The sequence below is a fragment of the Pseudomonas sp. A2 genome (assembly GCF_023100865.1).
Taxonomy (GTDB): domain Bacteria; phylum Pseudomonadota; class Gammaproteobacteria; order Pseudomonadales; family Pseudomonadaceae; genus Aquipseudomonas; species Aquipseudomonas asiatica.
This window is the reverse complement of sequence record NZ_CP039127.1, coordinates 4063339-4076408: the sequence shown is the minus strand read 5'-3', so window position 1 is coordinate 4076408 and position 13070 is coordinate 4063339. Positions and strand designations below refer to the sequence as shown.

Below are 13070 nucleotides of genomic sequence, written 5' to 3'. Positions count from 1 at the left end.
CCGCACCACGGGGAGAACCACACATGAACATGCTCGACGGGCTGTCACTGCTGCTGGCAGTGGCATTGGCGTTTTATCTGCTGGTGGCGCTGCTGCGCGCCGATCGCAGCTAGGGAGCGGCCATGCACAGTTACGATTTCGCCTTGCTGTTGGCATTTTTCGCCATCGTGCTGCTACCGGCACCCTGGCTCGGGCGGTTCTACTTCAAGGTCATGGAAGGCCAGCGCACCTGGCTGTCGCCCGTGCTGGGCTCGGTCGAGCAAGCCTGCTACCGGCTGGCGGGCGTGCGCGCCAGCCAGGAACAGAACTGGCAGCAGTACACCCTGGCCCTGCTGGCCTTCAACCTGGCCGGGTTCCTGCTGCTGTTCGCCGTGCTGCTGTTGCAGGGCTACCTGCCATTCAACCCGCAGCATCTGCCCGGCCAGGAATGGTCGCTGGCGTTCAACACCGCGATCAGCTTCGTAACCAACACCAACTGGCAGGCCTACAGCGGTGAAGCGTCGGTCAGCTACCTGAGCCAGATGCTCGGCCTTACCGTGCAGAACTTCGTCAGCGCCGCCACCGGCCTGGCCGTGCTGGTCGCCCTGTGCCGCGGCATCGCACGGCGCAGCGCCACGACGCTAGGCAACTTCTGGGTCGACATGACCCGCGCCACCCTTTACGGCTTGCTGCCGCTGTGCCTGCTGCTGGCGTTGCTGCTGGTATGGCAGGGCGTACCGCAAACCTTGGCCGACTACGCCCACGCGGTCACCCTGCAAGGCACCGAGCAGACCATCCCGCTGGGCCCGGCCGCCAGCCAGATCGCCATCAAGCAACTGGGTACCAATGGCGGTGGCTTCTTCGGAGTCAACTCGGCGCACCCGTTCGAAAACCCCACGGCCTGGAGCAACCTGTTCGAGGTGGCTTCGATCATCCTCATTCCGGTGGCGCTGGTGTTCACCTTTGGCCACTACGTGAAGGACCTGCGCCAGAGCCGCGCCATCCTCGCCTGCATGCTTGCGCTGTTCCTGATCGGCGGCAGCACGGCGTTGTGGTCCGAGTACCAGCCCAACCCGGCCCTCGAGAGCGCGCAGGTACAGCAAAGCGCCCCGATGGAGGGCAAGGAAACCCGCTTCGGCACCACCGGTTCGGTGCTGTGGACAGTGACTACCACCTCTGCCTCCAACGGTTCGGTCAATGCCATGCACGACAGCCTCAACCCGCTGACCGGCATGGTGGCGACGGTCAACATGATGGTCGGTGAGGTGATCTTCGGCGGCGTCGGTGCAGGGCTTTACGGCATGCTGCTGTTCGTGCTGATCGCGGTGTTCCTGGCCGGGCTGATGATCGGCCGCACCCCGGAATACCTGGGCAAGAAACTGCAGGCCCGCGAGGTGCAGTTGCTGGTGGCGACCCTGCTGGTGATGCCGGTCGGCGTGTTGGTGCTCGGCGCCATTGCCGCCAGTCTGCCAGGCCCGGCAGGTGCAGTCAGCAATCCGGGTGCGCATGGCTTCAGCCAGCTGCTGTATGCCTACACCTCGGGCACGGCCAACAACGGCTCGGCCTTTGCCGGCTTTGGTGCCAACACGGTGTACCACAACCTGATGATCGGCCTGGCCATGCTCATCGGCCGCTTCGGCTACATCCTGCCGGTACTGGCGCTGGCTGGCAGCCTGGCGGCGAAGAAAAGCGCGCCCCAGGGGCTTAACAGCTTCCCCACCCATGGCCCGCTGTTCACCGGCCTGCTGCTGGTCACCATCCTGCTGGTCGGTGGCCTGACCTTCCTGCCGACCCTGGCCCTTGGGCCGATCGCCGAACATTTGAGTCTGGGTTTTTGAGGACCGACCATGAACATGCCCATTGCTGAAGTAAAAGCCCGGCAAAGTGCCAAGGATCAGACCCGTTTCGCCGCATTGTGGCGCCCGGCGCTGGTGCAGGCATTCGTCAAGCTCGACCCGCGCCAACTCAAGCGCTCGCCGGTGATGCTGGTGGTCGCCCTGACTGCGGTACTGACAACCGTCCTGTGTTTCGCTCCCGGCAGCGGTGTGAGCACCGGTGTGGCCGTGCAGATCGCCCTGTGGCTGTGGTTCACCGTGCTGTTCGCCAACTTTGCCGAGGCCCTGGCCGAAGGCCGTGGCAAGGCCCGCGCCGACAGCCTCAAGGCTGGCAGCCAAGGGCTTACCGCCCAGCGTCGCAAGCGTGATGGCAGCTACGAAACCGTAGCGGCCAGCGCGCTGCGCAAGGACGATGTGGTGCGCGTGGTAGCTGGTGAAATGATTCCCGGTGACGGCGAGGTGCTTGAAGGTATCGCTGCGGTCAACGAGGCCGCCATTACCGGCGAGTCCGCGCCGGTGATCCGCGAGTCCGGCGGCGATCGCTCAGCGGTGACCGGCAATACCCGGCTGGTCTCAGACTGGTTGTTGATCCGCATCACCAGCAACCCGGGCGAATCGACCCTCGACCGCATGATTGCCCTGGTCGAGGGCGCCAAGCGGCAGAAGACGCCCAACGAGATCGCCCTCGACATCCTGCTGATCGGCCTGACCCTGATCTTCCTGATCGTGGTGGTGACCCTGCAGCCGTTCGCCCACTTTGTCGGTGGCAGCCTGCCGCTGATCTTTCTCGCCGCATTACTGGTAACGCTGATCCCCACCACCATCGGCGGCCTGCTGTCGGCCATCGGCATTGCCGGCATGGACCGGCTGGTGCGGCTGAACGTCATCGCCCGCTCGGGCCGGGCGGTGGAGGCGGCCGGTGACGTGCATACGCTGATGCTCGACAAGACTGGCACCATTACCTTCGGCAACCGCCGCTGCAGTGCGCTGCACGCGGCACCGGGCATCACTGCCCGCGAGCTGGGGGAGGGCGCCTTGCTGGCCTCGCTGGCGGACGACACCGCCGAGGGCAAGTCGATCGTCGAGTATCTGCGCCAACTGCATGATTTTGTCGAACCGTCCGCCGGCCAGTTCGAGGCCGTGGCTTTCAGCGCCGAGACGCGCCTGTCGGGGATCGACTTCCAGCAACACCGCTACCGCAAGGGCGCTGTCGATGCCGTACTGGCGTTCGTCGGCATGCAACGCCTGGAAATGCCACCGGCACTGGCCCGTGAAGTGGAGCGTATTGCCCAGAGCGGCGGTACACCGCTGCTGGTGTGCCTGGACAAGCGCCTGCTTGGCCTGATCCACCTCAAGGATGTGGTCAAACCCGGCATTCGCGAGCGCTTTGCCGAGCTGCGCAAGCTCGGCATCCGCACGGTGATGGTGACCGGCGACAACCCGCTGACCGCCGCCGCCATCGCTGCCGAGGCCGGCGTGGATGACGTGCTGGCCGAGGCCACGCCAGAGAAGAAGCTGGCGCGCATCCGCCAGGAGCAGAACGACGGCCGCCTGGTGGCCATGTGCGGCGATGGCGCCAACGACGCCCCGGCACTGGCCCAGGCTGACGTGGGCATGGCCATGAACGACGGCACCCAGGCCGCGCGCGAGGCGGCCAACATGGTCGACCTGGATAGCGACCCGACCAAGTTGCTGGATGTGGTGCAGGTCGGCAAGGAGCTGCTGGTGACCCGCGGCGCGCTGACCACCTTCTCCATCGCCAACGATGTGGCCAAGTACTTCGCCATCCTCCCGGCGCTGTTCGCCGCCATCTACCCGCAGCTGGGCGTGCTCAACCTGATGCACCTGGCCAGCCCGCAGAGTGCGATTCTGTCGGCCATCGTATTCAACGCGCTGATCATCATCGTGCTGATCCCGCTGGCGCTGCGCGGCGTGCGGGTGCAGGCGGCCAGTGCGGCGCACCTGCTGCGGCGCAACCTGCTGATCTACGGGTTGGGCGGCATTGTCGTGCCGTTTGCCGGGATCAAGCTGATCGACCTGCTGCTCAATGCCCTGCACCTGGTCTGAGGAGGCCACCATGAATGCTTATGTACGCCCGGCATTGAGCCTGGCCTTGTTGATGACCCTGGTGACCGGCGCGCTGTATCCGCTGGTGGTGACCGGTATTGCCCAGGTGGCTTTCCCCAGCCAGGCCAATGGCAGCCTGGTGCGCGATGACCAGGGCCAGGTCCGCGGTTCGGCGCTGATTGCCCAGGATTTCCAGGGCGATGGCTGGTTCCACGCGCGGCCATCGGCAGGCGCCTACGCCACCGTGGCCAGCAGTGCCAGCAACCTGTCGCCGAGCAACCCGGCGCTGGCCGAGCGGGTCAAGGGCGATGCGGCTGCGTTGTACCAGGCGCAGCAGGGGCCGGTGCCCCAGGCGCTGCTCACCGCCTCGGGCAGCGGCCTCGACCCGCACCTGCCGCCGGAGGCCTTGGCCTACCAGATCCCGCGGGTGGCGGCGGCACGGCAGTTGCCGGTGGAGCGCTTGCAAGGCTTGCTGGAAGAGGCCACCCTCCACCCATTGATCGGCCCGCCGGTGGTCAATGTGCTGGCCTTGAACCAGGCCTTGGAAAACCTCAGCCATTGATAGATGACTTGAGGGGCTAGCAGGGACCCTGTGGGAGCGGGTTTACCCGCGAATGCGTCGGTGGCGCTATTACTGCATTCGCGGGTGAACCCGCTCCCACAGGTACGGTGTTTGTCCCTGGATTTGCTGCTTGCTGGAAATAGCAAAGGATGAAAGATGAGTGACTCCGCCCGCGCAGACGCGCTGTTGGCTACCCTCCCGCGAAGCGGCCGGGGGCGGTTGAAGGTGTTCCTTGGCGCCGCCCCCGGCGTCGGCAAGACCTTCGCCATGCTCCAGGCCGCCCACGCCCAGCAACGCCAGAACGTGCAGGTGCTGGCCGGGGTGGTCGAAACCCATGGCCGTGCCGAAACCGAGGTATTGCTCGCTGGCCTTCAGCAGCAGCCCCTGCTGCGTAGCCAGTACCGCGGCGTAACGCTCGAGGAAATGGACCTCGACGGCCTGCTCAAGGCCGCGCCGGCCCTGGTGCTGGTCGACGAATTGGCCCACACCAATGCGCCCGGCAGCCGCCATGCCAAACGCTGGCAGGACGTACAGGAACTGCTGGCCGCCGGCATCGATGTGTACACCACGGTCAACGTCCAGCACCTGGAAAGCCTCAACGACAAGGTCCGCGACATTACTGGCGTGCAAGTGCGCGAAACCCTTCCGGACTGGGTGCTGCAGGAAGCCTTCGAGCTGGTGCTGATCGACCTGCCCCCCCGGGAGCTGCTTGAACGCCTGCGCGAAGGCAAGGTGTACGTGCCCGAGCAGGCGCGGGCCGCCATCGATGCGTTCTTCTCGCAAACCAACCTTACCGCCCTGCGCGAACTGGCCATGCAGACCGCCGCTGCCCAGGTGGATGCCGACCTGGCCCACGGTTATCGCCAACGCGGCCAGGAAGCCCCGGCCCTGCGTGGGCGCTTGCTGGTGGGCGTGGATGGTGACGACCAGGCGGAACGTTTGGTGCGCCATGCCAGCCGCGTGGCGCAACGCCGCCACCTGCCCTGGAGCCTGGTGCACGTGGACAACGGCCGCCTGCGCGACGAAACCGCACGCCAGCGCCTGCAAGCTGCCCAGCAACTGGCCGAACGCCTGGGCGGCGAGGTGGTACTGCTGCGTGCCGGCGAAGTGGTGCGCACACTGATCCAGCATGCTGCCGAACGGCGGGCCAGCCTGGTGCTGGTTGGGCAGTCCCGCGACCGCCTGCGCCGGCGCCTGTTCGGTGCCGGTGTGGCCGCGCGGCTGCTGCGCGAAAGCCACGGCCTGGAAATCAACGTGCTGGACCGCGACGCGCAGCCGCCAGCGCCGCGTTCGGCGGTACGGCGGGTGTGGGTCTGGCGCCATTACCTGCTGGCGCTGCTGGCCACGGTCATGGCCGCAGGCCTGGCCTGGGCGGTGTCGAGTGTGCTGGCGCTGCCCAACATATCGCTGGTGTTCCTGGCCGCGGTGTTGCTGGTGGCAGTGCGCAGCAGCCTGGGGCCTGCGCTGGCCTGCGCGGTGCTGTCGTTCCTGACCTACGACTTCCTGTTCATCCCGCCCAACCTGTCGTTCAGGATCCAGCGCGAAGAAGACGTGCTGACCCTGGTGTTCTTCCTGTTGATGGCCGCGCTCACCGGCAACCTGGCCGCCCGCCAGCGCCGCCAGTTGCAGGCGCTGCGCGAGACCCAGGCGCAGACCAGCCAGTTGCTCGACCTGTCGCGCCGGCTGACCGTGGCCACCGACCGCCAGGCGGTGTTCAACGCCGCCGGCCAGCACCTGGACGGTTGGCATGACATGCAGGTGTGCCTGCTGGAGCGCAATGTCGAAGGCCAGTTGCAGGTGGCCAGCGGCGAAGCCCATGCCTTCAGCGATAACGAACGCGCCGCCGCAGAGTGGGCCTGGCAGCACGGCCAGGCCGCCGGTCATGGCAGCGACACCCTGCCCAATGGCCGCTGGTGGTGGTGGCCGCTGGCGGTGGATGAGCAGCCCCTGGCATTGCTTGGTGTGCGCCCACGCTCCGGCCAGCCGCTCAGCGACCCGCGCCGGCGCCTGCTCACCGCCCTTGGTCAACCACTGGCCCAGGCCCTGGCCCGCGCGCGCCTGGCCGAACAGCTGGAGGCCGCGCGCCTGCATGGCGAAACCGAGCAGCTGCGCAGCGCCTTGCTCGCGTCCGTTTCCCATGACTTACGTACCCCGCTGACCGCCATGCGCGGTAGCATCGACAGCCTGCTGGCGCTGGGCGAGGCGATCCCCGCCGCCGACCGCCGCGAACTGCTGGAGGGCACCCGCAACGAGGCCGAACGCCTCGACCGCTACATCCAGAACCTGCTCGACATGACCCGCCTGGGCCATGGCGGCCTCAAGCTGGCCCGCGACTGGGTGGCCCCGGCCGACATCGTCGGCAGCGCGCTCAACCGCCTGCGCGCGGTGCTGGCACCGCTGCGGGTACACACCGACGTGCCGACCGAGCTGCCGTTGCTGTTCGTGCATGCGGCATTGATCGAACAGGCGTTGGTCAACGTGCTGGAAAATGCCGCGCGCTTCTCGCCAGCCAATGGCCGGCTGGAGCTGCAGGTGTCGGTGCAGGACGCCCGGTTGTGCTTTGCCGTCAGCGACCAGGGCCCCGGCATTCCCGTGGAAGACCGCGAGAAGATCTTCGACATGTTCTACACCGCCGCTCGCGGTGACCGCGGCGGGCAGGGCACCGGCCTGGGCCTGGCGATCTGCCAAGGCATGATAGGCGCCCATGGCGGGCAGATCCTGGTGGGTGAAGGCATCGATGGCCAGGGCACCAGCATCACTTTATGCTTGCCGCTGCCCCCTCAACCTGAAACCGAAAGCGAAACCCCATGAGTCAGTCCGCCACCCTCCTGGTCATCGACGATGAACCGCAGATCCGCAAGTTCCTGCGCATCAGCCTGGCCTCGCAAGGCTACAAGGTGCTCGAGGCCGCCACTGGCGCGGAAGGGCTCGCTCAGGCGGCGCTGGGCAAGCCGGACCTGGTGGTACTCGACCTGGGCCTGCCGGACATGGACGGCCAGCAGGTACTGCGTGACCTGCGCGAATGGAGCGCGGTGCCGGTGCTGGTGTTGTCGGTGCGCGCCAGTGAAGTGCAGAAGGTCGATGCGCTGGATGGCGGCGCCAACGACTATGTGACCAAGCCGTTCGGCATCCAGGAGTTTCTGGCGCGGGTGCGCGCCTTGCTGCGCCAGGTGCCGCAGGCCGGTGGCTCGGAAGTGGCGGCCAGCTTTGGGCCGCTGATGGTGGACTTTGCCTTTCGCCGGGTGACCCTGGATGGCGCGGAAGTGGCGCTGACCCGCAAGGAGTATGCGCTGCTGGCGCAACTGGCCGGGCACCCGGGGCGAGTGATTACCCAGCAGCAGCTGCTCAAGGATATCTGGGGGCCTACCCATGTGGATGACACCCATTACCTGCGGATAGTGGTCGGGCATCTGCGGCAGAAGCTGGGCGATGACCCCACGGCGCCGCGGTTCATCATCACCGAGCCAGGTGTGGGATACAGGTTGGTGGCGCCCACCATGTAACCCCTGTGGGAGCGGGCATGCCCGCTCCCACAGAGTCCCTGCTAACTCAATGAGTCATGTGCAGTTCTATGAGAGCTGGCATGCCGGCGATGGGGCCAGCGCAAGCAGCGCAAGACAGTAAGCTCAGGGGGCGGTTCTCGACTCCAGATCCATTTCCGCTGGCCACTCTACTCGGGGTGCCAGGCGCAGGGCGAACTCACACCAGAGCACATCGTTGTGATCCTTGGGTTCCCCAGGTGGTGGCAGGGCTGTGGGGCCTTCCTGCATGTAGGTGCAGATGTAGGCCCAGGCATGTTGGTCGGCCCCCATCGTAACCAGAGGAAAACGGTCGATGACATTGTTTGTGCCTGGTGCAACGATGGAGAGTGTGACACCCCATTTGAAAATTAACCCACCGTTTGGCATTGCGCCGGTCTGGGACCAGCGCTCGGCGCGGACTTGGGACCAGTCGTAGCAAACTGTTTCTACTTTCCAGTTCGTGAAGGGGTTCCACCAGCAGTACTTGAAATTGTATGCATACAATTTTTTACGTACTCGGTTGAAGCGAAGGGGTTCATCTCGGGGTGGGGATATGCTTACTCGAAGGCAAAATACGGATGCCCATACTCCGCATGCAAGTATTAATATATCAATTAGCACGGATTCGAAGTCTCTCTGCTCTAAGTTGGAGTTTATGAAACTGAGCAGAGGGGTGGTGATGGCGATAGTTGGAAGCGAAAGGAAAGCCATTACTTCTCTTGCCCAACCGAGGGGTCTGGGTACTTCAAGATAGATAAGATCCTGATGGTTAGGGGATTGATTGCCCAGGCTGGCTTCGATCGCAATGGGAGTGTCAGGATGGGGTAGGTCCTCTATCCATCCTGTACATGGCGGGTTAAGGTGCGGGCGGGCCATTAGAATAGACTCCTTAGCGAGGATAGATTGTTTTCTCTCATTGTCACTTTTGCATAACCTGACATGTCATGCTTGTTGGGCCAATAAGTGAGCGTTAGCTCAATAGCTTTTGTGCAATGGTTATCCAGTAGTGGAATTGAAGTGCTGATGTGCAGGGTCTTATCGGTGGTTTTAAAAATTATTCGTTCGCTGACGCTTTCAGGGCTAGCAAAGGTTTTTTTGGTTTCTTCGGGCACGTATTCGACTACTTTTGGATGTGAACTATTACCAGAGAGATGAAAAGGCAGTCGATTTTGCCCTGCTGGGTACATAGTCAGTTGCCATTTGTACTGTGCGTCTTCAGTACTGAAATTTGGCAAGCTTATGTACAAATCGAGATAAAAACCTGCCGCAACAGCAGCGTCATCGCTGATGAAGGCTTTAGTTTGGTCTAGCGTGTGGGTACTGTGAGTTGGTTGAAATCTTGTCTCAATTGAAACCTGCGCTTGAACTCCCAAGGCTGCCGCGTTCAGTGAGCCAATTGCGGTATCCAGATCTTTTGGATTCATCCAGCGCCGATGTTCCTCTGGTGTTCCCCATCTACTGTGTCGGGACCAAAGCTCTAATAGTGAAGATTCTTGATTTTTGGCATCCATCGCCAGCGTATAGGCTGCCAGACCAAGGATGATCGTAAAGCCTAAGGGACCGAGTAGCGAACTTGCGAATAATGCCGAGTAAATACCAGAGACAGTGGAAACCGTAGCAAGCACGGCCGCGCGAGCGTACTGGTTTGCAGAGGTGCTGTCCCCTTGGTTATTAGTTCTGGCGAGCGCATTCACGTATTGCACTGCATCCATGGCATTGGCGAGTGCAGCGATGGCGCCGCCGTACTTGGCTAGGTTCTTTCCTAGAGAAGCTGTGGTTACCGTTCTGGGCCACGGTATCTTCGGTCGTACAAGTGTGACAGCAAGCCCTGCCGCTTCGACACTCACTCCCAACAACCCAAGCGATGAAGACCAGATCGCGGCAAGCGCCTCTGGATTGTTCTGATGCGTCTCCTGCAACGCCCGATAGTTCTTGCCCAGGCTGTCCTGCTGGAACCATATGCCCCCCAAGGCAAGCATCAGCTTCCCACTTCCACTACTCGCTGCAGCATCCCGCAGGCTGCGCATCGCATCGCTTGCCAGGCTTTGCGCGGCCGTAGAACTGATCTTCAAACCACCCGTAACCTGCGCACGCAGCGTACCCGCACCAATCGCAACATTGCGCACCAGCGCCCCGACGCCGCCGGCTGCACCCTCGCGCAACTGCACCAGCCGCGCCTGCAAACTCTCGGCGCTTTCCAACGTCCAGAGCATCACCTCGATCATCTGGCTACGGTTACCCACTGCCGCAATATTGATCGCGCCACTCAGCACCATGGCCCGCACCTTGCGGCCCAGTGGGTCACGGAACTGCTTGTCTACCTGCTGCAGAAACGCATCGGTCCGCGACTCCAGGGCTTCATTGAGCAGCCTCATGTACTCGCCTACCGTCAGCGACACCCGCAGCGGCGTCACCTGCTGCCCGGCAAACAGGGCAAACGCCGAGCGATGCACATGGCCGATCAGGGTCTTGGTCCGTTCACTCAGGTGCTGGCTGAGCGCATTCCCTGCGCTGTTGGTCGCGGCCAGCAACTGGCCAACGGCATCCTGTATTGGCTTGATCATCAACAGCTGGCCATCGGCGGTCCCGGCGATGCCCTTGATGATGTCGTACACCTTGCCGAAGTCGTCCCCGGACAGCGCGCTGGCCACCTGCTGCATCAGCTTCTGATTCTTGGCCAGCAGTGCCTGGTAAAGCAGGCTGCGGTTGTCCTCCAGCAACTGCTGCCAGATATGCTGGGTGATCCCGAGCGGCTGACCCTTCTGAGGCAAGGTTTCAGTGGGCCCGCCGGCCAGGCAGGCGGCCATCATCTGGATGAAGTACTCCACCGAAACGGGGGAGGTCGCGTCATAGTCGTAGTAGCCGATCTGTTGAAACGCCCGCTTGGCATAGTGCCGCGCATACAGATCGCCAACCTGGTCGATCATCGACTGCCAGTTTTTCAGTTCGCGGTCGTAGTCGGCCTGGAACGCTGCGCGGGCGCCTTCGTCGTAACGCTCTTCCAGCCGCTCGCGGGCGTCCTGCTGCTTGCGCGCGGTGTTGCGTTCGGTCTGCGCGTCGATGTCCACCGGCGGCAGATACGCCTTGGCTGCGATCGGGCTGTCGTTCCATTGCTCGATCTGCCGGGCTTCCCGCTGCGCGTCCTCGGCACCTTGCACAGCCGCCATGGCCGCGTGCAATTCGCGGATGCCCAGTAGTGCTTGCGAGGTGAAGTATTCGAAGTGCCGCTGCGGCTGCGCCCGCCATTCCTGCAGGGCCTGCACCCAGCCAGTGCGTTGCGCGTTGAGCTCCATGACCATTCCGACCGGGTCGGGCAGTGTCAGCGCCAGCAGGCCATTGGGCAGTTGTTCCTGCTCGATGACACTGCGCACATGCGTGCGGGTTTCATGCCAGCGGCCCAGGCGGCTGTAAAAGCCATGGACGCTGGTAAACCTGGCAGAGGAAAAGGTGGAGAACTCCAGCACCTGTTCCAGGCCGAAGCGGAAGCTGTCGGTCATGGCGATGCCGAGGCTGGCAGGGTCGTTGCGTGCGGTGTTCAGGTCCACTTCGACGAAGCGGGCGAGGGTGCCCGGGTCACTGTCGGCGATGCCTTGCCGATAGCGGTCGAGTACCGCACGGGGCCAAGGGTCGTTGGCGAAGGCGATCCAGGCCTTGCGGTAGAGCAGGGTATCGATGTTGATGAACGAGGCGATCACATCGTGGCCTTCGGTGGCGCATACCTTGGGTAACGACCTGGGTGGCCCCAAGGGCATCTGCGATACCGGAAAGCGCTGCAAGGTACCTTCCGCCGCTACCTCGTAGGCCTGCCAGATTTCCTGGTCGAGCAGTACGTAGACATAACCCTGGCGCAGGAGGCGCAACTGGTCGGTGTGCATCGGGTGGAAGATGATTTCGCTGTCGTCTGCCAGGCGATAGGGGCGCCCTGTATCCGGGCGCGGGGCGTAGGCCTCGCGCAGCAGCAGAATCGGCAGGCCGGAGCGTTCGCAGGCATTGCAGGTGCCGTAGGTGTTGGGGATCTCTTCCTGCATGGCGATGTGGATGGTTTTGCTGATGCTCATGGGTAACTCCTTGCCTTCGGCAGGCCGGCGACGATGTGCGACCAGGTGCAGTCGTCGTAGCTGGCGAAGCGGTCCGCCAGGCGCTGCTCGCCGGCCGCTGCCCTTTCCACCTCGTGCTGGATGGTCGGGTGCTGAAGGAGCAATGGGTGGATCATGAGCATGTGCAGGCTCATGCACTGGATATCGGCGCGGTCGCGCAGGCCCTGCTTGAACGCCTTGAGGATCAGGTTCATGGCATGGGTGGGGGCGTTTTCCGGCAAGCCTGAGGAGCCTGCGAAGTGCCAGGGTGCATGGGGATGCTGCACGGCACTCAGGCGATGCCAGGCGCCGAGCAGTTGAATGATCTGTGGTGCGACGTGCTGGGTCGCCCTTACGGCCTCGGGGACGGCCAGTTCGCCAGCCATGGGTTCTCGCTCGAAGACCTCGCAACTGCCACAACCATCGGGATGTAGCCAGCTGCGAACAGGCCCGAGGAGTTCGCCTGCGTTTTTCAGGGTCGCGCGTAGCAGCGCCAGCCGCACGGGCTCGAACCAGGCGGTGATACCGTGCGGTTCTGGTTGGTGCAGCACCTGACACTGGTGGCTGATGTGCTGGGCGATGAGGTCGGCGGGTTGATCGCTGATCAGCCAGCCACACACGTAGTGCCAGGTAGCTGCCGATTCACGAGCGGCGCAGGTCGCGCTTAATAGGGCAAGGGCTGTGGGCGCATCGCCGGGTTCGGCAAGCCGCACCAGAGCTGGCCAGCACTCAGGATCCTGCACCAGGCGGCTGCAGTCGATGCGCGTTACGGCATCACCACCCAGCGCTTCGCTGAGGGCAGCGATGGCCAGCGGGTGCTCAGGCGGGCAGCCGGCGAATGGGTCCAGTAAAAGGTAGAGGGCCTCTTCTGGTTGGCGCTGCTGGTTGGCGAAGTGATCGACCGACTGCACGTAGCCCTGCGTGGACTGGCTCGACATGAGAAGTTCCTTTTCTTCTTGATGGCGAGCAGAAACCTAACGGGGAATCAATGCTGCAGGTAGTTATCGGCTTCCTAACCAGCTGTAGGATT

The 13070-nt window shown here is 63.6% G+C and carries 9 protein-coding genes; 6 read left to right on the top strand and 3 right to left on the bottom strand.

The window, feature by feature from the left end:
- The first annotated feature begins 23 nt into the window (after positions 1-23).
- The 6 genes from kdpF to E5221_RS18885 all read left to right on the top strand — a co-directional run bounded on the left by kdpF (position 24) and on the right by E5221_RS18885 (position 7946).
- Positions 24-113: a K(+)-transporting ATPase subunit F gene (gene kdpF / locus E5221_RS18910; protein ID WP_003251485.1), complete on the top strand. Its 90-nt coding sequence runs from the start codon at positions 24-26 to the stop codon at positions 111-113.
- Positions 114-122: 9 nt separating this feature from the next.
- The gene (gene kdpA, locus E5221_RS18905; protein ID WP_247846239.1) at positions 123-1817 is read left to right on the top strand and encodes a potassium-transporting ATPase subunit KdpA; all 1695 of its coding nucleotides are present in this window, start codon (positions 123-125) and stop codon (positions 1815-1817) included.
- Between the two features lie 9 nt (positions 1818-1826).
- Entirely contained in the window at positions 1827-3881 is a 2055-nt protein-coding gene (gene kdpB / locus E5221_RS18900) for a potassium-transporting ATPase subunit KdpB (protein WP_247846238.1), read from the top strand.
- Between the two features lie 10 nt (positions 3882-3891).
- Positions 3892-4443: a potassium-transporting ATPase subunit KdpC gene (gene kdpC, locus E5221_RS18895; protein ID WP_247846237.1), complete on the top strand. Its 552-nt coding sequence runs from the start codon at positions 3892-3894 to the stop codon at positions 4441-4443.
- Positions 4444-4599: 156 nt separating this feature from the next.
- Positions 4600-7254 (top strand): sensor histidine kinase KdpD, encoded by a 2655-nt coding sequence (locus E5221_RS18890; RefSeq protein ID WP_247846236.1) that lies wholly within the window; start codon positions 4600-4602, stop codon positions 7252-7254.
- The gene (locus tag E5221_RS18885) at positions 7251-7946 is read left to right on the top strand and encodes a response regulator (RefSeq protein WP_038409994.1); all 696 of its coding nucleotides are present in this window, start codon (positions 7251-7253) and stop codon (positions 7944-7946) included. The genes E5221_RS18890 and E5221_RS18885 overlap by 4 nt, the downstream gene beginning before the upstream one ends.
- 123 nt (positions 7947-8069) lie before the next feature.
- On the opposite strand, the gene E5221_RS18880 is transcribed toward E5221_RS18885, so the two are convergent.
- The 3 genes from E5221_RS18880 to E5221_RS18870 are packed head-to-tail and all read right to left on the bottom strand — an operon-like array spanning position 8070 to position 12978.
- Positions 8070-8840, bottom strand: coding sequence for a DUF6708 domain-containing protein (locus E5221_RS18880; protein ID WP_247846235.1), 771 nt, complete (start codon positions 8838-8840; stop codon positions 8070-8072).
- On the bottom strand, positions 8840-12022 hold the full coding sequence (locus tag E5221_RS18875; protein WP_247846234.1) for a T6SS effector BTH_I2691 family protein: 3183 nt from the start codon (positions 12020-12022) through the stop codon (positions 8840-8842). The genes E5221_RS18880 and E5221_RS18875 overlap by 1 nt, the downstream gene beginning before the upstream one ends.
- The gene (locus E5221_RS18870; RefSeq protein ID WP_247846233.1) at positions 12019-12978 is read right to left on the bottom strand and encodes a hypothetical protein; all 960 of its coding nucleotides are present in this window, start codon (positions 12976-12978) and stop codon (positions 12019-12021) included. The genes E5221_RS18875 and E5221_RS18870 overlap by 4 nt, the downstream gene beginning before the upstream one ends.
- Positions 12979-13070: the final 92 nt, after the last annotated feature.

Coding starts and splice junctions, on each gene's coding strand:
- kdpF (WP_003251485.1), top strand. CDS start 24: ATGAACATGCTCGACGGGCTGTCACTGCTGCTGGCAGTGGCATTGGCG.
- kdpA (WP_247846239.1), top strand. CDS start 123: ATGCACAGTTACGATTTCGCCTTGCTGTTGGCATTTTTCGCCATCGTG.
- kdpB (WP_247846238.1), top strand. CDS start 1,827: ATGAACATGCCCATTGCTGAAGTAAAAGCCCGGCAAAGTGCCAAGGAT.
- kdpC (WP_247846237.1), top strand. CDS start 3,892: ATGAATGCTTATGTACGCCCGGCATTGAGCCTGGCCTTGTTGATGACC.
- E5221_RS18890 (WP_247846236.1), top strand. CDS start 4,600: ATGAGTGACTCCGCCCGCGCAGACGCGCTGTTGGCTACCCTCCCGCGA.
- E5221_RS18885 (WP_038409994.1), top strand. CDS start 7,251: ATGAGTCAGTCCGCCACCCTCCTGGTCATCGACGATGAACCGCAGATC.
- E5221_RS18880 (WP_247846235.1), bottom strand. CDS start 8,840: ATGGCCCGCCCGCACCTTAACCCGCCATGTACAGGATGGATAGAGGAC.
- E5221_RS18875 (WP_247846234.1), bottom strand. CDS start 12,022: ATGAGCATCAGCAAAACCATCCACATCGCCATGCAGGAAGAGATCCCC.
- E5221_RS18870 (WP_247846233.1), bottom strand. CDS start 12,978: ATGTCGAGCCAGTCCACGCAGGGCTACGTGCAGTCGGTCGATCACTTC.